Raw genomic sequence first — 22,598 nt, 5'->3', positions numbered from 1 at the left:
TCCCTGCATTTTTGTAGAGATGAGGGGTTTTTTATTTATATATATACAATTTAAGGAGGGATTTAGATGATTAAGATCACTTTACCGGACGGATCGGTAAAAGAATATGAAAAGGGAATAGAAATTTACGATGTAGTCAAAGACATCTCTGAAGGATTGGCCAGAGTTGCCTTAGGCGCAGTAGTAAATGATGACATAAAAGGATTACAGGAAACCATTGATGAAGATTCATCGTTTAGAGTAGTAAAATTTGAAGACAAAGAAGGAAAGAAAATATTTTGGCATACTTCCTCTCACATTATGGCTTTGGCAGTTCAAAGATTGTTTCCGGGAGTAAAATTTGCCATAGGTCCTGCAATTGACAACGGATTTTACTATGATTTTGATACCGAGCACAGATTTACTCCGGATGATTTAGAAAAAATTGAAAATGAAATGGCAAGAATTGTTAAAGAAGGGCATAAGCTTGAAAGATTTGTAATGCCGAGAAATGAAGCCCTTGAGTACTTCAAAGAAAGAAAAGAAGAGTATAAAGTGGATTTAATTGAACATTTGTCGGAAGATGAAGAGATTTCATTCTATAAATTGGGAGACTTTACTGATCTTTGTGCAGGGCCGCATCTTTATGATGTAAAAAAGATAAAAGCAATAAAACTATTGAGTATTGCGGGGGCATATTGGCGTGGAGACGAAAACAATAAAATGCTTCAGAGAATCTATGGTATCACTTTTGAGAAGAAGAAAGAATTAGATGAATATCTAGATAAACTGGAAGAAGCAAAGAAGAGAGACCACAGAAAATTAGGAAAAGAATTGGATCTATTTAGTATGCATGATGAAGGACCTGGTTTTCCGTTTTTCCATCCAAAGGGAATGGTTATAAGAAATATATTGGAGGATTTCTGGAGAGAAGAACATGCTAAAAGAGGATATGGAGAAATTAAAACTCCTCTTATCCTAAACGAAGCTTTATGGCACCAATCAGGACATTGGGAGCACTATAAAGAAAATATGTATTTTACAAAGATAGATGATGCCGAATATGCTATAAAACCTATGAATTGTCCTGGATCTATTTTAGTTTATAAATCCAAAATGTACAGCTACAGAGATTTTCCTCTTAGATTGGCTGAATTGGGATTGGTTCATAGACATGAGTTATCAGGCGCACTTCATGGACTTATGAGAGTAAGAAGCTTCACTCAAGATGATGCCCATATATTTATGGTTCCTTCACAAGTTAAAGAAGAAATAAAGAAAGTAATAGATTTAGCTGATTATATCTATGGAATATTTGGGTTCAAATATCACATCGAATTATCTACCAGACCGGAGAATTCTATGGGAACTGAAGAACAGTGGGATATAGCTACAAACAACTTAAAAGAAGCATTAGAAGAAAAAGGAATAGCTTTCACTTTAAATGAAGGCGATGGTGCCTTTTATGGCCCTAAGATTGACTTCCATCTAGAAGATGCTATAGGCAGGACTTGGCAATGTGGCACTATTCAATTGGATTTCCAAATGCCTGAACGGTTTGATCTAACTTATGTGGATAAAGATAATGAAAAGAAAAGACCGGTAATGGTTCACAGAACAATCCTAGGTAGTATGGAAAGATTTATGGGTATATTGATAGAGCATTTTGCAGGCAAATTCCCTGTTTGGATAGCTCCGGTTCAAGTAAGCATACTTCCAATATCGGATAAATTCAATGATTATGCATATGAGCTGAAGAAGACTATGGAAGATAAAGGTATAAGGGTTGAAGTTGATGATAGAGCTGAGAAGATTGGGTTTAAAATTAGAGAAGCTCAAATGCAAAAAATCCCATATATGCTTGTTGTAGGCGAAAAGGAAGTAGAGCAAAATTTAATATCCGTAAGGAAAAGAGATCATGGAGATTTAGGTCAAAAACCAATAGCTGAATTTATAGAAAATATATTAGAAGAAATTGAAAATAAAACTATATAATATTAGGGACGGTTATATAACCGTCCCAATTTATATGGCTCATAGATTATTTTTACGTTGCATAATCCAAAGGAGTCTCATGTTTTTCAAAAATCAAATCCAGTTCATCCTTTTCAATTGTTTCGTTTTCTAACAATGTATTTGCAATATCATGAAGTATCTGACTATGGTCACCTATTATCGTAAGAGCCTGCTTATAGCTTATATCAGTTATTTCTTTGATCTCAACCCTTATACTATCGTAATTGTATCTGATATATAGTTCATCCAATGCCAAAGTACCAAGGGAGCTCATTCCATAGCTACAGACCATTTCTCTGGCAATATCCGTAGCCTTATTTAAATCATCTTTAGAGCCTGTGGTTATTTCATTAAAAATATATTGTTCCGCTGCACGACCTGCAAGCAATACCGTAATTCTGTTATTTAATTCTCTTTCTGTAAGCAGATACCTCTCCTCTTCAGGGAATTTGATTACATATCCTAAAGCCTGACCTCTCGGAATTATAGAAATCTTTTGTATTAAATCCGTATCCAGAACTTTTGATACCAATGCATGACCTGCCTCATGGTAAGCAACCGTATTTTTTTCCTTTAACAATACAGAAGGATTTTTAAGTTCCAGTCCTGCCAAGACTCTTTCAATTGCAGCATCAAATTCAAAGGATGAGATAATGGTTTTGTTTTTTCTTACTGCAATGATTGCCGCTTCATTGGCTATATTTGCCAGCTGTGCTCCTGATAATCCCGTTGTTTTTTTTGCTAAGTCTTTTATACTTATTGTCTTATCCAAAGGTTTATTACTAGTATGGACCTCAAGTATCTTTTCTCTGGCTTTGATATTAGGGTTTCCAACATATATATGCCTATCAAATCTCCCGGGTCTTAGCAAAGCCTCATCCAATAAATCTATTCTATTTGTTGCTCCTATCACAATTACTGTTTCATTATTGTTGAAGCCGTCCAATTCTATCAATAGTTGATTTAAGGTTTGGTCTTTTTCATTATTGGACTCCATATTTCTTTTGGTGCCGATAGCGTCTATTTCATCTATGAAAACAATACTAGGTGCTTCTTTCTTTGCTCTTTCAAATAGAGTTCTTACTCTTTTAGCCCCTACGCCTACATATTTTTCAACAAATTCAGATCCGCTGGCGTACAAAAAGGTGGAATTGGTTTCTCCAGCAACAGCTTTTGCCAATAGCGTTTTTCCGGTGCCCGGAGGTCCAAAAAATAGAATTCCCTTTGGAATTTTTGCTCCCATTTTTTTGTATTTCTGTGAATTGTTTATGAAATCAATAGTTTCCTGAAGTTCTTCTTTTATTTCCTCTAATCCCGCAACGTCTTTAAATGAAACATTTGGCTTATCTTTATCCTTGCTGGTATCTTTTTCTGTTGTCAATAAAGAGGGCATAAGTTGAGGTTTATCATTTAGTTTTGTATAATAGATTAAGAGGGCTATTGTGATTGAGAAAACTAATAATTTGTCTCCTAACTTGAAGCTGTTTAAATCTGAAATGGGAAATATTTGGTTGAATATAAGTAATACCGATGCAATTATCCCTAAAATTAGAAAAAAGAATATTATATTTTTTTTCTTCAATGTATCCCCACCTTAAATTATTCTAAAATTAGTGTAACCAAAAGAATTTTTTATATAATAGTTTTACCTACTGGAAGTTAATTTAATAAATGGGTATAATTGTAATAAGACATTTAACGAGGTGATATTAATGAATTTTTTAAAAATGATTGATGGTTATAAAGATGAAATAATTGAAACAACGCAAGAACTGGTAAAGATTAAATCCGTTGAGGAGAAACCCCTGCCGGGGATGCCTTTCGGTGAAGGACCTTATAGAGCATTGGAAAAGACATTAGATATAGCCGAAAACATGGGATTTGAAACAAAGAATTTTGATGGCTATGCAGGACATATTGATTTGGGAGAGGGAGAAGAAATTGTAGGTGTTTTGGCACATTTAGATGTTGTTCCTGAAGGCGAGGGATGGACTTATGGTCCATATAATGGAGAGATACACGATGGTAAGATATATGGCAGGGGTACAGTTGATGACAAGGGACCTGCTATAGCAGCACTTTATGCAATGAAGTTATTAAAGGAATCGGGTGTAGAACTTAAAAGAAAAATAAGATTAATTCTTGGTACAAATGAAGAAACCGGCTGGGGTTGCATGAAGTATTATTTTGAGCATGAAAAAGCTCCGAACATGGCATTTACTCCGGACGCAGAATTCCCTGCAATACATGGGGAGAAGGGAATCATAAATTTTGATTTAGTATTTAAACTAAACAATGCTACAGATTGCGATATAGTTTTAAAGAATATAAAAGGTGGAAATGCACCAAATATGGTTCCTGATAGTGCAGAAGCAATATTACAAGTAAAAGACTATGACCTTTTAGAACAAGGATTTAAAAAGTACATTGAAGAAAAAAATTATCCGATAAAAATTAATAGAATAAAAGATGGAGTTCAGGTCATAGCAAAAGGAGTCTCTGCCCATGGGAGTACACCTGAAAAGGGAGAGAACGCGATTACTTATCTAATGGATTATCTTGGGGTTTTATTTAATGGAGAATGTTCTATTTGCAGATTTATTGATGTCTACAACCGGAGGATAGCATTTAAACATCATGGAGAGGGTATCGGATGTGAATTTGAGGATGATGTATCGGGAAAATTGAATTTTAATGTTGGTATGATCAAATTGGAAGAAGGGAAAATTAAGCTTACAATAAATGTAAGATATCCAATAAAAATTACTTCAAGAGAAGTATATGATGGTATAAAGGAAAATCTAAAGGATACTGATATTGAATTAGTTGAAGGAACAAAAGATACTAAGCCATTGTATGTACCAAAGGATGACTTTTTAGTTGAAAAATTGATGAACGTATACAGAGAGTTTACAAAAGATACCGAATCACAACCTATTACAATCGGCGGAGGAACATATGCAAGAGCTATGGATAATGCAGTCGCCTTCGGTCCGATGTTTCCAGGGCAAGTTGAATTAGCACATCAAAAAGACGAGTATATAAGTATTGACCATTTAATGAATATTACGAAGATATATGCTAAAGCTTTATATGAATTAGCAAAATAGCAGATAATAGGTTAATAGCAAAATTTTATTTGACAAATAAAATTTTATAGCATATAATTTATAAGGAATTAAATATGGGTGAATTAAGTAGAAGGTCCGCTTCTCACCTTATAGCTAAGGCTCATAAGGTTAAACGATGAAAAGCTATAATTGCGATTATATTTTTGTGCGTAAAAGCGGGTATTCTATACCCGCTTTTATTTTTAAATTTAGGAGGTGCTGTATTATTAAGGAACTTCAAATCAATGAAGAGATAAGAGAGAAGGAAGTCAGATTAATCGATACCGACGGAAGTCAACTAGGTGTTGTGCCAATACGTAAAGCTCTGGAAATAGCTAATGATAGAAGATTGGATTTAGTCAATGTAGCTCCAAATGCCAAACCTGCTGTGTGCAGGATAATGGATTATGGAAAGTATAAATATGAGATGGCAAAAAAGGAGAAAGAAGCAAGAAAAAATCAAAAAATAATCAATATTAAAGAAATCAGATTGACTCCAAACATTGAAACTCATGACTTAAATGTTAAAGCCAATAGAGCTATTGAGTTTCTTAAATCCGGAGACAAAGTAAAAGTTTCTGTTAGATTTAGAGGAAGAGAAATGGGTCATACAGAAATAGGTAAAAATGTATTAGATGATTTTATAAAGATTACTGAAGAATTTGGCATGGTAGAAAAAAGTGCAAAGCTTGAAGGCAGAAACATGGTAATGTTTTTAGCACCAAAATCAGAGTAAGTTTAGGAGGAAATGTCATGACAAAAATGAAAACACACAGAGGTTCAGCAAAGAGATTTAAAAGAACTGGATCAGGACAATTAAAAAGATATAAAGCATATAAAAGCCATAAAACAGGTAAAAAGTCGCCAAAAAGAGTTAGAAATTTAAGAAAAGCTACTTTAGTAAGCAAGGGCGATAAAAAAAGAATTAATTCAATGTTACCATAAGAAATTAAGATAAGGTTATAGGAGGAATTACATCAATGGCAAGAGTAAAAAGAGGAGTAAACGCTAAAAAAAGACATAAGAAAGTATTGAAACAAGCCAAGGGCTATTATGGAGCTAAGGGTAAGCTATTTAAAACTGCAAATCAAGCTGTAATGAAATCATTAAATTATGCTTATATAGGACGTAAACAAAGAAAGAGAGATTTTAGGAAGCTTTGGATTTCCAGAATCAATGCTGCAGCAAGAATGAATGGAATGAGCTATAGCAAATTTATAAATGGTTTAAAGAAAGCGAATATAGATATAAATAGAAAAATGTTATCTGAAATGGCAATCCATGATGCAGAAGGTTTTGCAAAATTAGTCGAGATAGCAAAAGGTGCGTAGTTAAAAAGTTCCCGTTAAGGAACTTTTTTGCTTTATATACGGAAAATAGTAGGGCATATACTTAATCAATTAAAAACAAAGTGAGGAATAAAATGATTGAGATCACATCTCTTAAAAATCCGATAATAAAAGAGATAAAGAGCTTGTATAGGAAAAAGGATAGATGGGAAAATAGATTGTTCCTAATGGAAGGCATCAAGATTATAGAAGAAGCTATTTCAAACAATGTCAATTTAAAATATATTGTATTAAATAGTACGCTATTATCAACAAAAGAAGGTCAAAAATTTTGTGATGGGAATTCTTCTTTTAAAAACCTAATAAAGGTTCCTGACAATATTTTTAAAGAAATTTGTGATACTGATAATCCGCAGGGCATATTAGCTGTTGGCGAATTTAGGATTAGTTTATTAGATCATGATGCGGATATAAGGTCATCTTATTTATTTTTAGATGGATTACAGGATCCGGGAAATATCGGCACTATCATTAGATCTTGTGATGCTTTTAGCTTCCCGGGAATTGTATTGGGTGAAAATTGTGTAGATCCTTATAATCCAAAAGTAGTTAGGGCGACGATGGGTTCTATTTTTAGAGCGCCTATTTATTATACAAACAACAGCATTGATGCTTTAGAAAGTCTTAAAAATAAAAATTATAAAATATATGCAACTTCATTGATGGGAAGTGTTCCGAATTATAAGATAGATTATAATGAAAAGCATGTCATAATTATTGGAAATGAATCAAGAGGCGTTGATGAAAGGATAATTAAAATGGCCGATAAACTTATAAAAATACCTATGCCCGGAAAGTCCGAATCATTAAATGCCGGAGTTGCAGCCTCTATTATTATGTATGAGGCTATGAAACAGCGAAAGGCACCATTACATTTTATGAAATTTCACTGAGTGGGTATGAATTGATAAAAATGACGATATTTCTTGAGTTTTAAAATATATAATGCTATAATTTAGTAAATATAAGGATTTTGAGACCTTTTCCGGGGAATGAGGTCTTTGTTTTTGAAAGGAGTCCAACAGATGAAGGAAAAGTTAGGGGAAATAAGATCAAGAGCTTTACAGACAATGGACAATGTTACCAGCTTAGGTGAATTAGAGGATTTAAGGGTAAAGTTCTTAGGCAAAAAAGGCGAATTGACATCTATACTTAAAGAGATGGGACGTTTAAGCAAAGAAGAAAGACCTGTAATAGGGCAAATTGCAAACGAAGTCAGAAATGAAATAGAAAATAAAATCAATTGTGTTAAAGAAGAGCTAATCGAAAAACAAAAATATGAAAAGATGGAAAAAGAAAAGATAGATATCAGCATTTCAACCAATAAAGAAAGAATCGGTCATAGACATCCTCTTTTATCAACAATTGAGGAATTGGAAGATTTGTTTATTAGTATGGGATTTACTGTGGTTGATGGTCCGGAAATTGAGACTGTAGAAAATAACTTTGATGCGCTCAATTCCCCTGAAAATCATCCATCCAGAGACTTATCCGATACCTTTTATATAACTGAGGATATCTTGTTAAGAACACATACATCACCGGTGCAGATAAGAGCTATGAAGGAGTACGGAGCTCCTTTAAGAATAGTGTCAGCTGGCAGAACATTTAGGTTTGATGATGTTGATGATACGCATTCTCCGATGTTTCATCAAATAGAAGGACTGGTAGTAGATGAAAATATATCCATGGCAAATTTGATTCATACATTAGATATTTTTATTAAAGAACTATTTGGTAAAGATATGAAGACCAGATATAGACCTCATTATTTCCCTTTTACCGAACCAAGTGCCGAGGTGGATGTTACCTGCATGGCGTGTAGAGGTAAGGGGTGTCCTGCGTGCAATAATACCGGGTGGAGTATGGAGCTTTTGGGATGCGGAATGGTACATCCTAAAGTGCTTGAAAATTGTGGGATTGATTCAGATAAATACACAGGATTTGCCTTTGGAATGGGAATAGACAGGATTACTATGGTCAAATACGGGCTCAATGATATTAGACTTCTATTTGATAATGACAATAGATTTCTGGAACAATTTTAATCTAGGGAAGGATGTGTTAAGATGCTATTGCCTATAAGATGGTTAAAAGATTATATAGAAATAGATAAAACAACTAGGGAATTGGCAGATGGGCTTACATTATCGGGTTCCCATGTTGAATCAATATCCAATTTCAATAAAGGTGTTGAAAATATAGTTGTTGGCAAGATATTAAATATTGAAAAACATCCTAATGCCGATAAATTGGTAATATGTAATGTTGACGTGGGGAAAGAAAAACTAATCATAGCTACCGGTGCTAATAATTTACATGTAGGAGACTTTGTACCTGTGGCTCTTGTTGGAGCTAAATTACCAAATGGCATAAGTATTGAAGTCACAAATTTTAGAGGCATTGATTCATTTGGGATGTTATGTTCCCTTAGGGAATTAGGCTATAGTGATACTGTAATTCCAAAGGAATCAAAAGAAGGGATTTTTATCTTGAACAAGGAATATCCTTTGGGCATGGATATCATAGATATATTGAATTTAGATGATCAAGCAATAGAATTTGAAATTACACCAAATAGGCCGGATTGCCTTAGCATAATTGGCATGGCTAGGGAAACTGCGGCTACTTTTAATTGTGAATTAAAAGAACCTGAAATTGAAATTAAAAATGAAGCTGATAAAATTGATGATTATTTTAATGGTGTGGAAGTGAAATCCCATAACTGTGTTAGGTTTTATGGCAAGGTAATAAAAGATGTTACTATAAAAGAATCCCCATTATGGCTACAGTCGAGGTTGATGGAGGCAGGAGTTAGACCTATTAGCAATATAGTTGATATTACCAATTTTGTAATGTTGGAATATGGCCAACCTTTACATGCTTATAATCTGGGGAAATTAGACGGTAAAAAAATTGTTGTCCGCCAAGCAAATGAAAATGAAGTAATGGCTACTCTAGACGGCATAGAGCGTAATTTAAGTACCAATGATTTGATAATCGCAGATGGGAAAAATCCCATAGGCATTGCCGGCGTTATGGGAGGATTTGATTCTGAAATTACCAAAGACACAAAACAGGTATTTATAGAAGGCGCTAATTTTAGTGATAAAAGCGTTAGGCTAACGTCAAAGAAACTTGGGTTAAGAACTGAGGCATCTGCAAGGTTTGAAAAAGGCATTGATCCCAATTTATGTGAAAAGGCAGTAAACAGGGTTTGTCAATTGGTAGAGCTAATAGGTGCCGGTACGGTTGTTAAAGGTGAGATAGATATATATGAGCAAAAAGTAGAACCTAAGACGATTACTCTAAGACCTGAAAGAGCTAATAAGCTATTGGGGACCGAAATTTCCTCAAATAAAATGTTGGGTTATCTAAACGGATTGGGTTTAAAATCCATATATGACGGGAAATTAATCCATACAACAATACCAACGTATAGATTGGATTTAAGCATTGAGGCCGACTTGATTGAGGAAATCGGAAGACTCTACGGGCTTCACAATATAGAGAGTAAGCCTTTGATAGGAGCATTGACAAGGGGAGAAAAGTCATATAAGAAAAATATTGAAGATAAGGTTAAGTCAATATTAACGGGATTAGGATTTAATGAAGTAATGACTTATTCATTTATCAGTCCTAAGGCCTATGATAAAATAAATCTTCCACAGGATGCTATAGAGAGGCAATACGTAAAACTTATAAATCCATTGGGAGAGGACTACAGCGTCATGAGAACTACTTTGCTTTCAAATATGATGGAGTTATTGAGCAGAAACTATAACCATGGCGTTGAGAGTATGTATGCCTTTGAAATCGGAAATATTTTTATTCCTAAGAGCTTACCCGTAAAGGATTTACCCATAGAAAAGAAATTATTGTCCATAAGTTTTTATGGGGATAAAGACTTCTATTATTTAAAAGAAATAGTTGAAAAGACCTTGGGAAGACTGGGAATTAAGGATATTGAATTTTCAAGAGAAGAAAACAATCCATCCTTTCATCCCGGAAGAACAGCTAAGCTTTCAATCAAAGGTGAGTCACTCGGTATCTTAGGTGAAGTTCATATAAATGTTATCAATAACTATGATTTAAAAGAAAGAGTATATGCTTGTTTATTGGATTTTGATAAAATAGTAGAGCTTACAAATTTAGAGATCAAATACAAACCTCTACCTAAATATCCTTCCATGAGCAGAGATATCGCAGTCGTAGTAAAAGAGGATATTATGGTTGGAGAGATTGAAAAAATAATACTTAAACATGGAAGTGGGCTAATAGATTCATTGGAACTATTTGATATCTATAGGGGAGGACAAATAGGAGAAGGGTTAAAATCAGTAGCATATTCTATTACTTACAGATCCTATGAGAGAACCCTTACTGAGATGGAAATAAACAATATTCAAAAATTGATAATTGCGGATTTAGAAAATAGTTTAGATGCTAAGTTAAGAAGCTAGTATGGGAGTAGATTATTTCTACTCCTTTTTTAAAAAATAGAAGGTATTTATAAATCTTTGTAGTATTATATAATTAGAATATTTATAGGGGGCAAATCAATTATGACTGATAAAAACAAAGTTAATGTAGTAATTGATGGTCGTAACCTAACAGTAGTTGCAACTGAACACGAAGACTATATTAGGGACCTTGCATACTACGTGGATCAAAAGATAAAAAACCTCTCTTCCAAAAATGATAGACTTAGTCAAACTATGGCAGCAACATTGGCAGCTCTAAATATAGCAGATGAATATTATAAAGCAAATTCAAAATTAAAAGAATTGGAGCAAAAAGCTAAAAAGCCTTTAGAGAAATTTGATGGAGTATCAAAAGAACTTGAAGATTCCAAGGCAAGAATTGCTGAATTGGAAAAAATCAATTTAGAATATAAAGATGATTTTATTAGGGAAAAATTGAGCAAAGAGAATTTATTCAATGAAATGAATGAGCTAAAGGAAAAATTAGAGCTAGCAGAGAATGAAATATCTGAATTACATAAATTGAATAAAAGTCTTCAGGATAAAAATTTTGAAAATCAACTTGAATTAATAGAGGCTAAAAAAGAGCTTAATGAAGCTTTGAAATCATTAAACAAAGATAAAAGATAGGTGAAATTTTAGTGACTAAAAAAATCGAATTACTTGCACCTGTGGGGAATATGGAAAGTCTATATGCTGCAGTAAGGAATGGTGCCGATGCAGTGTATTTAGGCGGAAAATTATTTAATGCAAGGATTTATGCTTCTAACTTTGACTTAGAAAAGCTTAAGGAAGCCGTTTTATATGCTCATTTACATGGTGTAAGCGTATATGTTACTGCCAATATACTTGTAGACGATGCCGAAATGAATGATGTCATAGATTATATTAAGTACCTATATGATATAAACGTGGATGCTGTAATCATACAAGATATTGGACTTTCAAATATTGTGAGAAAAATATTCTCTGAGCTTCATATACATGGCAGCACCCAAATGACCATTAATAATTTACAAGGCGTAAAATTTTTAGAAGGACTAGGCTTTACAAGAGTTGTTTTAGCCAGAGAAACGCCTATTGAAGAAATAGAACAAATAAATAAAAATTCTTCTATTGAATTAGAAAATTTTATTCATGGTGCGTTATGTATGTCCTATTCAGGACAATGTCTGATGAGCAGCTTGATTGGAGGCAGAAGTGGAAATAGAGGAGCATGTGCCGGACCATGTAGAATGGCTTATTCAGTAGTTGATGAGGAAGGTAAATTGCTTAAAGGCTGGGATAAAAAATATGTTTTAAGTCCTATGGATTTAAATTCTTTGGAAAATATCGAAAAGATAATAGATGCTGGTATAACCTCCCTAAAGATTGAGGGAAGAATGAAAAGGCCCGAATATGTGGCTACAGTGGTCAGTGCTTATAGAAAAGCTATTGATTACTCCTGCAGTTCATTGTCAGAATTGGATAAAAGAAATGTAGAACAAATATTTAATAGAGGATTTACCAAAGGATTGGCTTTTGGGGATTTTGGAAGTACTTTTGTTTCAAAGGATAGACCGGACAATAGAGGCGTGTATATAGGAAAAGTCATAAAGGTGGAAAAAAACTATGTTTCAATATTATTGGATGGAGAAATAAATGAGAATGACGGACTTGAATTTCAACTAGCAAATGGAGAATATAAAGGTTTTAAATCTCCGGTTAATGGGAAAAATGGGGAGACTGTTAGATTTAATAAGATTGGGAATGTATTGAAAGATTCAAAGGTTTATAAGACATCCAGTGAAAAATTGTTGCGTGAAGCCAGACTTTCATATGAATCTTTAGAGAAATTTCCTATTGATATTGAGATAGTGGTAAAAATTGGTGAAAGACCTAAGATAAAATTAAGATATAAAGATATCATTGTAGAAGCAACTGGTGAAACATATGTAGAAAAGGGCATAAAAATAGCTTTAACCAAGGAAAAGATACATGAGCAAATATCCAAGCTTGGTGATACATTTTATTATGCAAATAAGTGCAGTGTATCACTGGACGATAACGCTTATTTACCCTTAAGCGTATTAAATCAATTGAGAAGAGATGTTATAGACAAATTAAATGAGAAAATTAGAAATTCAAGTCATAGAAAGCCGATAAATGATGAGGTTTTTAATCAATTAAAATTTGAGGTTTTTAAATCTAAAAGGGGAAATAAAAAATCATATAAAAAGCTATCGATTAGCGTAGAATCGTTGGAACAATTTAATCAACTGGACTTAAACAAATTGGATAGAATTTATTTGGGATTTTACGATAATTTATATGAAGTTGTAAACAAAATAAAATCTAAGGATAAGGAAGTCTATATATCTACCGGAAGAGTTCTATATCAAAAAGATTTGGATGAACTAAGAAATTATATAAGCCCAATTTCTCAACTAGTTGATGGAATATCAGTATCCAATTTAGGCTCACTGAAATATTTTAGCGACAGTTTCGATTTGAAAATCCACTGTGATACAGGGTTAAATCTCTTTAATTCCTTTTCAATTAAATTTTTAAATAATTTGGGTATATCAAGTTTTACTCTTTCCCCGGAGTTGAATTTACAACAGATTAAAAAAATAACCGAAAAGGTGGAAGGAAATATTGAGGGGATTGTTTATGGATATCTTCCGGTAATGATTACGGGAAATTGCCCTATGGCTATAGTTAAAGGCTGCAAGGACGATAGAAATTGCAAAGCATGTAAATTTTCTAAAGGCTATGGATTAAAAGATAGGAAGGATTTTATCTTTGAAACGCAAAGAAAGAATGGTTATTCGGTTATATATAATTCAGTGCCTATATTTGTATTGGATAGTATAGATAAAATCTTTGCCGCAGGCATCAATATGGCAAGACTTGATTTCACAAATGAAATCAAGGATATTTCCAAGATTCAAAGTGTATTATATGATTATATAAACAATTTAAAAGGCTATAACGATCTTCTAAATTTTATAGAAGAATTCAAATCACAAAATAATATTACAAATGGCCACTACTTTAGAGGTGTATTAGAGGTGATAAAGTGAACGAAAAGACCTTGAGGGTTTTAGAGTTTAATAAGATAAAAGAACTTCTTATTGATAAATGCGAGTCGCGAATTGGTAAGGAGTATGCAAAAAAGATAAGTCCTATCACGAATATAAAAGAGATAGATTTAATGCAGCAAGAAACTGAAGAAGCGTTGTCCTTATTAATAAAAAGGGGAAAACCTCCTCTTTATGGGATTCATAGTATATCCTATGAAATTAAAAGAGTTGAAATCGGCGGGGTATTAAATCCTGCAAGTTTAATTAAAGTATCGGATTCTTTGAGGGTGTCCAGAGGGCTTAAAAATTACATCAAAGAAACTAAAGCTGACAAGATGCCAACTTATTTGATTATTGGAGAATTAATCGATAATTTGAGAGTATATAAAAATATAGAAGATGAGATAAACAATGCAATAATTAATGAAAATGAAATTTCTGATAATGCCAGTTCAACTCTTAGAAATATTAGAAGGCAAATATCAAGTAAAAATGATGCCATAAGGGATAAACTAAATTCAATTGTTAATTCACAAACAAATAGGAAATATCTTCAGGATGGTATTGTAACCGTGAGGGAAGGCAGATATGTAATCCCTGTAAAACAAGAAAATAGAAGCAGTGTACCTGGACTCATACATGATATTTCCTCAAGTGGTGCTACTGTATTTATCGAACCTATGGCTGTAGTAGAGCTAAATAATCAGCTTCGTGAACTGGAAATTAAAGAACAAGATGAGATTGAAAGGATATTGTCTGAACTTTCCAACTTGGTAGCCTCTGAAAGCGATGGAATAGGAAATAACGAAAAGATATTGAGGACTCTTGATTTTGTTTTTGCAAAGGGAAAGCTTGCCTTGGAGATGAATGCCACTAGGCCGATTCTAAATGATAAAGGGATTATTAATATAAAAAAAGCCAGACATCCATTACTACAGACAAAAGTCGTAGTTCCTATAGACGTGTACATAGGGCGGGATTTCAATTCTTTGATTATCACCGGACCTAATACAGGAGGTAAAACTGTAACCCTAAAAACAGTGGGATTATTTACTTTAATGGCTCAAGCCGGACTACATATTCCGGCGGACTATAATTCTGAAGTTGCGGTTTTCAATCAGATTTTTGCAGATATTGGAGATGAGCAGAGCATAGAACAAAGCTTATCCACCTTTTCTTCGCATATGACCAATATAGTAAATATATTGAAAGAAGTTAGGTACAACAGTTTGATATTGTTTGATGAACTTGGAGCAGGGACTGATCCTACTGAAGGCGCAGCATTGGCTATGGCAATATTGGATTATCTGCTCAAGAAAGACATAAGAACTATTGCAACTACTCATTATAGTCAATTAAAACTTTATGCCTTGACAACTGAAAGGGTCAGGAATGCATCGGTTGAATTCGATGTAGAAACCTTAAGTCCTACTTATAGGTTGCTGATAGGGGTACCCGGCAAATCCAATGCTTTTGAAATATCAAAAAGGCTTGGATTACCGCAACATATCATAGATGATGCTAAGGAGTTAATATCAAAAGAAAATGTGGAGTTTGAGGATGTTTTGCAAGCCATTGAACAGGATAGAAAATCCATAGAAGAAGACAAAATTGAAGCTAAAAGATTGAGGCTTGAAATAGAGCAGTTGCGTAAAGGACTCGCGACAGAAAAAGAAAAGACGCAACAAATGAGAGACGGAATCATTAGAAAGGCAAAAGAAGAAGCCAGAGATATTCTGAAAAATGCAAAAGAAGAGGCAGATTTAGTAGTTGGCGAGGTAAGAGATATATCCTCGGAAATAGAAAAAGAGCATAACAAAAGATTATTGGAAGCTCAAGAGCTATTAAGGAAAGATATAAATAAAATGGAAAGTTCTTTATCTAAGGATATATTTAAGGTAAAATCAAATAGACCACCCAAAAATCTAAAAATCGGTGAGACAGTTGAAGTATTGTCCTTAAATCAGGTTGGAACGGTCAGTACCCTGCCTAATGAAAAGGGATATTTGACAGTTCAAATTGGTATAATGAAAGTAAATGTTCATATATCAGCTTTAAGAAGGGTTGCATCCCAAGATAGTGACAAATCTACAATTAAGGCAAAAACTATTATCGGCTCAAAGTCAAAGAGTATTAAAAATGAAATAGACCTAAGGGGCAAAAACATAGAAGAAGCGATTTTGGATATTGATAAATATTTAGATGACTCATATATAGCCAATTTAAAAGAAGTATATTTAATCCACGGGAAGGGAACCGGTGCCTTAAGAGATGGAATTAAATCCTATTTAAGAGGTCATAAACATGTTAAATCTTATAGACCGGGAAAATATGGAGAAGGCGGAGATGGAGTAACCGTTGTAGAAATAAAATAAATTTGATACAGCACACAAAGGAGGATGTTTAATGATAGATTTTAAAGAGGAAATAGTAGGGCTTATAAAAAGGGAAGTAGAGTGTTTAAGCAAAGATGAAATAAGACCTTTGATAGAGCTGCCGCCTTCTTATGAAATGGGAGATTATGCTTTTCCTGCATTTAGACTTGCTAAAGAATTTAGAAAATCTCCAAATCTTATAGCACAGGAATTAGCTGACAAATTTAGCAATGAAGAAATTTTTGAAAAGGTTGAGAGTGCAGGAGCTTATGTCAATTTCTTTATCGATAAAGAAAGATTGGTAAAAACGGTTTTTGATGCAATCATTGACAAAGGTGATGATTACGGTTCTTCAAATATAGGTAAAGGGAAAACAGTCATTGTTGAATTTTCATCACCAAATATAGCGAAGCCCTTTCATATAGGGCATATAAGAACTACTGTAATTGGAAATTCATTATATAAAATATATAAATTCCTTGGATTCAATGCTATAGCTATCAATCATTTAGGAGATTATGGCACACAATTTGGGATGCTCATCTTTGCTTATAAAAAATGGGGCAACAAGGAAATCATAGAGAAGGATCCTATAAATGAATTGCTAAAGTTATATGTTAGATTCAATTCTGAAGCGGATGAGAACCCTGAGCTTAGAGAAGAAGCAAGGTATTGGTTTAAGGAATTGGAAGATGGCAACAAAGAAGCTGTAGATTTATGGAAATGGATTAGAGAAATAAGCCTTAAGGAATTTGAAAGAGTTTATAATATGTTAAATATCAAATTTGATTCATATGCCGGTGAGAGCTTTTATTCTGATAAAATGGATAGAGTTGTTCAAGAATTAGAGGACAAAGGACTTCTAAAAGAATCAGATGGAGCTTATATAGTGGATTTAGAGCCTTATGGCATGCCTCCTGCTCTTATTAAGAAAAGCGATGGGTCTACACTTTATACCACCCGTGATATAACGGCAGCCATATATAGAAAAGAAAAATACGATTTTTATAAAAATTTATATGTAGTTGCATCTCAACAAAATCTGCATTTTAAATCATGGATAAAGGTTATAGAGTTAATGGGATATGAGTGGGCAAATGACTGCGTTCATATACCATTCGGAATGGTAAGTCTTGAAGATGGGACATTATCAACCAGAAAAGGAAGAGTTGTATTTTTGGAAGATGTTTTAAATACTGCAGTTGATAAAACTCTAGAAATAATTGAAGAGAGAAATCCAGATTTAGCGAACAAAGAAAAAGTAGCTAAACAGGTTGGAATTGGCGCTGTTGTATTTCAAGAATTGTTTAATCAAAGAATAAAAGATTATGTATTTTCATGGGATAGAACCTTAAGTTTTGAAGGTGAAACCGGGCCTTATGTTCAATATACTCATGCAAGATGCAATTCTCTACTGGAGAAAGGCAAATTTAATATAGATAATAAGGTTGATTATTCCTTGTTAAAGACAGATGATGAGATAAATATCATAAGATTATTGTACAATTTTAATAGGGTAGTAATAGATTCTATGGAAAAGAATGAGCCTTATTTTATCACACGGCATATAGTTGAAATTGCTAAGTCTTTTAACAAATTTTATAATAGCACGCCAATTATTGTTGAGAATGAGGAATTAAAAAAGGCAAGACTATTATTAGTCTATGGAACTAAAACAGTCATAAAAACCGGGTTAGGTTTGCTGGGGATAGAGGCACCACAAAAAATGTAGGGACGGTTTTTATACCGTCCTAAAAAATTATTTCATATGGAAAGAGTCTCTGATTTTAAATATTCTAAAAATTCTTCTTCACCGATTTCTGCTAAAGTAGATAATTCTTGAAGTATATTATTTTTTAATTGAATAAATTCATTAATTTTAGTGTTTTTTCCAGTATAATCAAGCGCTTCAATTATTAAAAGCATATCGTTCTTAGACATTTCTTGAATGGATATTTTATCGAATGCGTGCATTTGCCAGCCCCTCTCTTAATGTACTAATTAGTATTTTATATCTTTTTAAGTAAACAATCAATAACCATTTGTACAATTTATGTTTTATTCCAATGCATGACTCCATAATTTGGAGAATTATCGGGAATAGGGTACAATATTTAGACAGAGGTGAAAAAATGAGAATTATATTGGCAACACTAAACTCGAAATTTATTCATTCAAATTTGGCAATTAGATATTTAAAATCCTATACTGAAAATATAAATCCTATAGAAATAAAAGAATTTACAATCAATCAAAATATTGATTTTATTGTTTCTGAAATTTATAAAATGAGACCTGATATATTAGGGTTTTCAACTTATATTTGGAATTTGGAGGAAACTCTACAGGTAGCAGAAACTATTAAAATGGTCAATCCGGATACAAAAATTTTATTAGGAGGACCGGAAGTTTCCTTTGATGGAGAATATTTATTAAACAAATATTCATATATAGACTATATAATTTATGGAGAAGGAGAAGAAAGTTTTAAGGAACTTATAGAACTAAGTATATCAGGAGGAAATTTTAAGGATATATTGGGGCTTATTTATAGGGAAGACAAGATTATTAAGAATCCTCCACGGCCTTTAATAAAGGACTTGGATACAATCCCTTCCCCATATAGGAATATTTCAAATGAATTTGATAACAAAATAGTGTACTATGAAAGTTCAAGGGGGTGCCCATTTAATTGTGAATTTTGTTTATCCTCTACTATTAAAGGTGTAAGATATTTTTCTCTTGATAGAATAAAGGAAGATTTAAAGATTTTAATTGAAAGCAAAGTAAGACAAGTTAAATTTGTTGACAGAACATTTAATGCGAATAAAAGACAAGCAATTGAGATTATGAAATATATCATAGAGGAAGATCCGGAGGACATAAACTTTCATTTTGAAATAACAGCCCATTTAATCGACGAAGAAATGTTACAATTTCTAAGAAAACCTAAAGAAGGGTTATTTCAATTTGAAATAGGAGTTCAATCAACAAATGAAGAAACAATAGATGCTGTTGGGAGAGTAACGGATTTTGAAGAGTTAAAAAGGATATCGAAGACTATAAAATCTTTTAGAAATATACATCAGCACTTGGATTTAATAGCAGGATTGCCATATGAAAATTATGATAGTTTCAAGAAATCTTTCAATGATGTATACGGTATTAAACCTGAAAAACTGCAATTAGGGTTTTTAAAACTTCTAAAAGGTTCAGGTTTAAGGTTAAATGAGAAGAAATATGGTTATAAATATTTAGATAAGCCTCCTTATGAAGTTTTGGAAAACAATTATATAAATTATACGGATATAATAAAATTGAAAGCTATAGAGGATTTGGTCGATAAATATTATAATGAAGAATATTTTTCAAATTCGTTAGAATTCATTATAAAAAATTTTTATGACACCCCTTTTGATTTCTATGAGGATTTTTCGATATATTGGGAAGACAATGGATTTTTTAAAGTAGCCAAGAAGAGATCAGACCTTTATCAAATATTGCTGGATTTCTATTTGGCAAGAATGTTCAGTTCAAGCGAATTATTCGAAGAATTACTTAAATATGATTATATTAAAAACAATAAAAATATGGAATATCCTAAAACTAACATAGAGAATAAAAATATGATAAGTCAAAAATATATACATGAAATACTAAAGGATGAAAGGATAATTGATAATTATCTTAAAAGATACAAAGGAATACCCACAAAAAAAATTATTAAAAACATTATAATAGAAGGTTTTAATTATGATGTGATGAAGGTCATTGCTGAAAATTATAAAGTTACAAACAAAAAGGATATGACCTATATTCTATTCGACTTTACCCATGGGAAATTGGTCAAATGCAATACATTTGATATATCAAAAATTGTTAAGGAGCTGATATGATGGATTATCTAAATGATTTAATTTATGTAAATAAAGATTCATTTAAAAAGACAATAACAAGCTTAAAGAGCAATTGGCTTATTATTTTTACAGGACTTGTATATACATTTTTAAATATAATAGTATATAAAATTATTGGGACTTTATTTGTTGGACCTTTATACATCATTTCCGGGTTTATTTCTGCTATTGTTAGCAGCAGCCTTATTTCCAACTATTTAAATTTACTTTTTAATATCATCAATTACAACAGATTTTCTTTTGAAGATTTCAAAAGTGGATTTACTGCATTTTTGTGGAAGATATATGGAGTATTCTTTATCGCATATCTGGGGCAACTTCTCTTGTCTTTGGTAAGCAATATTTTAGGGGCAGGGGCAGTTGTTCTGAATTTTGTTATTTGGATAATTGTGGTGATATTGTTTAATCCTCTTCCGGAAATTATTTATTTAAAATATAAAAGTCCTACGGAAAGCATTACGGATTCAATAGAATTTATGCAGGAAAACTGGCTAAATTGGTTGGTGCCTAATATTGTGTTCTTTACAATACTTTATGTTGTTACGGGCAATTTGCAATTTGGCATATTCAATACACATATTAGTTTTAATATGATTTTTACTTTAAAAAACATTATTATCTATATTTTAGGTCAGATTATATTCTCTTTTACAATGATATATAGAGGACATTTGTTTAAATTGCTAAATGGCTCTACAAGAAGAAAGAGAATGTTCATGAATAAATTTTAGGTGGGATGAGACATGGATATAGTCAATAAATACTTCAAAGAGAATCATAAAAATATTACATTTTTAGAACTAAAAGACAGTGCTCTTGTAAAGATAAAGAATTTTACGATTAATAAAGATTTGCCTTTGCCTATAATAACTGACAATTTAATTGAAGAAATTTATCAGGGAAATTTAGAAAACGAAATCAATCTGTCTCAAATTATAGATGGAATTATTTATTTATTGGGAGTGGACAGCGACTTCCCGAATTTGGATCGATATGTTGAAATATTAAATTCCTATAATCCCAATATAAATGCTTATATATATAATGTAGCAATAAAAAAAATTTCAGAAGGAGATATAGAATTTGGAGGTATATTTTTACGTGCGCTAATCTATTTGGATTCTAAAAATCTAAATGTTCGATTCAATTATGCATTAGTTTTGGAGGAAATGGGTAGAAAATATATAGAAAGCAACGACGAAAAAGGTGAAGAATTCTTAACGGCGTCGACTAATGAGTTGGAAAGCATAGTGGAAATGGATGAAAAATATTCACTTGCATATTATAAATTAGGGTTTCATCATAAATACTTTGAACAGTATATAAAAGCCAAACTTACTTGGAATAAATTTTTGACTGTTGATAAAGATGAAAACAGACTTCAAGAGATCAGAGAGGAAATTGATTTAATTGATGATAATGTAAAATTTGAAACAGGATTGACATATCTAACTTACAACGAATTCGGAAAAGCCTTGGATTCCTTCCTTAAGCTATTGCCAAGATATGGGGATGAATGGAACGTATTGTATCTATTAGCAATGTGTTATAAAGGATTAAGTGAATCAGATAAGGCTATAGAATATTTGCATAAGGCTATTGAGATAAATGATGAAGAACCGGATTTATATAACGAATTAGGAATAATAAACTTTCTTGATGGAAAAATAATAGAAGCAATAGGTATTTTCAATGAAGGAATAGAGAAAACGGATCATGACTATAAATTGTATTTTAATAGAGGATTAGGCTATATACAATTAGGCGAATATAATTTGGCCTTGAAAGATGTAAAAATGGCATATGAATTAAATCCGAAGGATGAGAATGTAGTTAATCAACTAAAAGAACTTGAAGACTTAATGTCAAGTATATGAAAACAAGCATTGAAGAGTGTCATCTCCGTTTTCAACAATTTTAGACTTTTTTTGAAATTACCGTTGACTTATGATTTAAAAGATGGTAATATTGTAAAAGTCAACTATAAAAGCAAAGTGATTGAACTTAATAAATGATAAGGAAAATTAAAAAAGTAGTTGACTTAAGAATGAAATTTTGCTATACTAATCAAGTGCCCTAAAACGAGGCACAATGACCTAAAGCATTAATTAGGTCGATTGAACCTAGATAATTAAACAGTGTGAGACTTTGAATAAATTACAAAGAATCAATTCAAAGATTTGCGGAAGAAATGAAGCAAATCAAAAATAGTCAGCAAAGAGCTAGACAAACTTTCAAATGAGAGTTTGATCCTGGCTCAGGACGAACGCTGGCGGCGTGCCTAACACATGCAAGTCGAGCGA

The 22,598-nt window shown here is 32.4% G+C and carries 17 protein-coding genes, 1 rRNA gene and 2 other annotated features (1 of these 20 running past the window's edge); of the genes, 16 read left to right on the top strand and 2 right to left on the bottom strand.

Annotated features, from left to right (window positions below; translation table 11 throughout):
* Positions 1-8: a binding site (T-box leader), on the top strand (it extends 184 nt beyond the left edge of the window).
* 58 nt (positions 9-66) lie between these two features.
* Entirely contained in the window at positions 67-1,974 is a 1,908-nt protein-coding gene (gene thrS, locus H8707_RS14025; RefSeq protein ID WP_262430775.1) for a threonine--tRNA ligase, read from the top strand.
* Positions 1,975-2,026: 52 nt separating this feature from the next.
* Here thrS and H8707_RS14020 read toward each other — a convergent pair whose 3' ends face one another.
* A complete protein-coding gene (locus H8707_RS14020) occupies positions 2,027-3,577 on the bottom strand; it encodes an ATP-dependent metallopeptidase FtsH/Yme1/Tma family protein (protein ID WP_262430774.1) in 1,551 nt (516 codons plus the stop codon).
* Positions 3,578-3,707: 130 nt separating this feature from the next.
* Between H8707_RS14020 and pepV the strand changes: the two genes are divergently transcribed.
* The 11 genes from pepV (at position 3,708) to argS (ending at position 18,110) form a co-directional block, all read left to right on the top strand.
* Entirely contained in the window at positions 3,708-5,105 is a 1,398-nt protein-coding gene (pepV, locus tag H8707_RS14015; protein WP_262430773.1) for a dipeptidase PepV, read from the top strand.
* 79 nt (positions 5,106-5,184) lie between these two features.
* Positions 5,185-5,314: a sequence feature (ribosomal protein L20 leader region), on the top strand.
* Complete coding sequence (gene infC, locus H8707_RS14010; RefSeq protein WP_394354676.1) at positions 5,242-5,841, top strand: translation initiation factor IF-3; 600 nt, start codon at positions 5,242-5,244, stop codon at positions 5,839-5,841. (Overlaps the previous feature by 73 nt.)
* A 17-nt stretch (positions 5,842-5,858) precedes the next feature.
* Entirely contained in the window at positions 5,859-6,050 is a 192-nt protein-coding gene (gene rpmI / locus H8707_RS14005; RefSeq protein ID WP_262430772.1) for a 50S ribosomal protein L35, read from the top strand.
* 35 nt (positions 6,051-6,085) lie between these two features.
* Positions 6,086-6,436, top strand: coding sequence for a 50S ribosomal protein L20 (gene rplT, locus H8707_RS14000; RefSeq protein ID WP_262430771.1), 351 nt, complete (start codon positions 6,086-6,088; stop codon positions 6,434-6,436).
* A gap of 92 nt (positions 6,437-6,528) precedes the next feature.
* The gene (locus tag H8707_RS13995) at positions 6,529-7,347 is read left to right on the top strand and encodes a TrmH family RNA methyltransferase (RefSeq protein WP_262430770.1); all 819 of its coding nucleotides are present in this window, start codon (positions 6,529-6,531) and stop codon (positions 7,345-7,347) included.
* A gap of 132 nt (positions 7,348-7,479) precedes the next feature.
* Positions 7,480-8,502, top strand: a complete 1,023-nt coding sequence (pheS, locus tag H8707_RS13990) for a phenylalanine--tRNA ligase subunit alpha (protein ID WP_262430769.1) — start codon at positions 7,480-7,482, stop codon at positions 8,500-8,502.
* A 21-nt stretch (positions 8,503-8,523) separates the two neighbouring features.
* A complete protein-coding gene (gene pheT, locus H8707_RS13985) occupies positions 8,524-10,917 on the top strand; it encodes a phenylalanine--tRNA ligase subunit beta (protein ID WP_262430768.1) in 2,394 nt (797 codons plus the stop codon).
* A gap of 102 nt (positions 10,918-11,019) precedes the next feature.
* Complete coding sequence (gene zapA / locus H8707_RS13980) at positions 11,020-11,568, top strand: cell division protein ZapA (protein ID WP_262430767.1); 549 nt, start codon at positions 11,020-11,022, stop codon at positions 11,566-11,568.
* 11 nt (positions 11,569-11,579) lie between these two features.
* Entirely contained in the window at positions 11,580-14,003 is a 2,424-nt protein-coding gene (locus H8707_RS13975) for a DUF3656 domain-containing U32 family peptidase (protein WP_262430766.1), read from the top strand.
* A complete protein-coding gene (locus H8707_RS13970) occupies positions 14,000-16,378 on the top strand; it encodes an endonuclease MutS2 (protein ID WP_262430765.1) in 2,379 nt (792 codons plus the stop codon). The genes H8707_RS13975 and H8707_RS13970 overlap by 4 nt, the downstream gene beginning before the upstream one ends.
* A 31-nt stretch (positions 16,379-16,409) precedes the next feature.
* The gene (gene argS, locus H8707_RS13965) at positions 16,410-18,110 is read left to right on the top strand and encodes an arginine--tRNA ligase (RefSeq protein WP_262430764.1); all 1,701 of its coding nucleotides are present in this window, start codon (positions 16,410-16,412) and stop codon (positions 18,108-18,110) included.
* Positions 18,111-18,142: 32 nt separating this feature from the next.
* Here argS and H8707_RS13960 read toward each other — a convergent pair whose 3' ends face one another.
* Positions 18,143-18,352 carry a hypothetical protein gene (locus H8707_RS13960; RefSeq protein WP_262430763.1) on the bottom strand — a complete coding sequence of 70 codons (210 nt, stop codon included), beginning with the start codon at positions 18,350-18,352 and terminating at the stop codon, positions 18,143-18,145.
* A gap of 158 nt (positions 18,353-18,510) precedes the next feature.
* On the opposite strand from H8707_RS13960, the gene H8707_RS13955 reads away from it, so the two are divergent.
* The 4 genes from H8707_RS13955 to H8707_RS13940 form a co-directional block, all read left to right on the top strand.
* Positions 18,511-20,274, top strand: a complete 1,764-nt coding sequence (locus H8707_RS13955; protein WP_262430762.1) for a B12-binding domain-containing radical SAM protein — start codon at positions 18,511-18,513, stop codon at positions 20,272-20,274.
* On the top strand, positions 20,274-21,026 hold the full coding sequence (locus H8707_RS13950) for a hypothetical protein (RefSeq protein WP_262430761.1): 753 nt from the start codon (positions 20,274-20,276) through the stop codon (positions 21,024-21,026). The genes H8707_RS13955 and H8707_RS13950 overlap by 1 nt, the downstream gene beginning before the upstream one ends.
* Before the next feature lie 12 nt (positions 21,027-21,038).
* Positions 21,039-22,172: a hypothetical protein gene (locus H8707_RS13945; RefSeq protein ID WP_262430760.1), complete on the top strand. Its 1,134-nt coding sequence runs from the start codon at positions 21,039-21,041 to the stop codon at positions 22,170-22,172.
* 357 nt (positions 22,173-22,529) lie between these two features.
* Positions 22,530-22,598: ribosomal RNA gene (locus H8707_RS13940) — 16S ribosomal RNA — on the top strand; the annotation flags it as partial.

Origin of the sequence: Paratissierella segnis, assembly GCF_014385195.1 — a bacterium.
GTDB lineage: Bacteria > Bacillota > Clostridia > Tissierellales > Tissierellaceae > Paratissierella > Paratissierella segnis.
Note: the sequence above shows the minus strand (reverse complement) of the source record. Positions and strands in the feature narration are given on the sequence as shown.

Excerpts from the sequence above, each read along its gene's own strand:
- H8707_RS13950 (WP_262430761.1), top strand. The coding sequence starts at position 20,274 with ATGGATTATCTAAATGATTTAATTTATGTAAATAAAGATTCATTTAAA.
- H8707_RS13995 (WP_262430770.1), top strand. The coding sequence starts at position 6,529 with ATGATTGAGATCACATCTCTTAAAAATCCGATAATAAAAGAGATAAAG.
- zapA (WP_262430767.1), top strand. The coding sequence starts at position 11,020 with ATGACTGATAAAAACAAAGTTAATGTAGTAATTGATGGTCGTAACCTA.
- infC (WP_394354676.1), top strand. The coding sequence starts at position 5,242 with ATGAAAAGCTATAATTGCGATTATATTTTTGTGCGTAAAAGCGGGTAT.
- argS (WP_262430764.1), top strand. The coding sequence starts at position 16,410 with ATGATAGATTTTAAAGAGGAAATAGTAGGGCTTATAAAAAGGGAAGTA.
- pheT (WP_262430768.1), top strand. The coding sequence starts at position 8,524 with ATGCTATTGCCTATAAGATGGTTAAAAGATTATATAGAAATAGATAAA.
- pepV (WP_262430773.1), top strand. The coding sequence starts at position 3,708 with ATGAATTTTTTAAAAATGATTGATGGTTATAAAGATGAAATAATTGAA.
- rplT (WP_262430771.1), top strand. The coding sequence starts at position 6,086 with ATGGCAAGAGTAAAAAGAGGAGTAAACGCTAAAAAAAGACATAAGAAA.
- pheS (WP_262430769.1), top strand. The coding sequence starts at position 7,480 with ATGAAGGAAAAGTTAGGGGAAATAAGATCAAGAGCTTTACAGACAATG.
- H8707_RS13945 (WP_262430760.1), top strand. The coding sequence starts at position 21,039 with ATGGATATAGTCAATAAATACTTCAAAGAGAATCATAAAAATATTACA.
- rpmI (WP_262430772.1), top strand. The coding sequence starts at position 5,859 with ATGACAAAAATGAAAACACACAGAGGTTCAGCAAAGAGATTTAAAAGA.
- H8707_RS13960 (WP_262430763.1), bottom strand. The coding sequence starts at position 18,352 with ATGCACGCATTCGATAAAATATCCATTCAAGAAATGTCTAAGAACGAT.
- H8707_RS13955 (WP_262430762.1), top strand. The coding sequence starts at position 18,511 with ATGAGAATTATATTGGCAACACTAAACTCGAAATTTATTCATTCAAAT.
- thrS (WP_262430775.1), top strand. The coding sequence starts at position 67 with ATGATTAAGATCACTTTACCGGACGGATCGGTAAAAGAATATGAAAAG.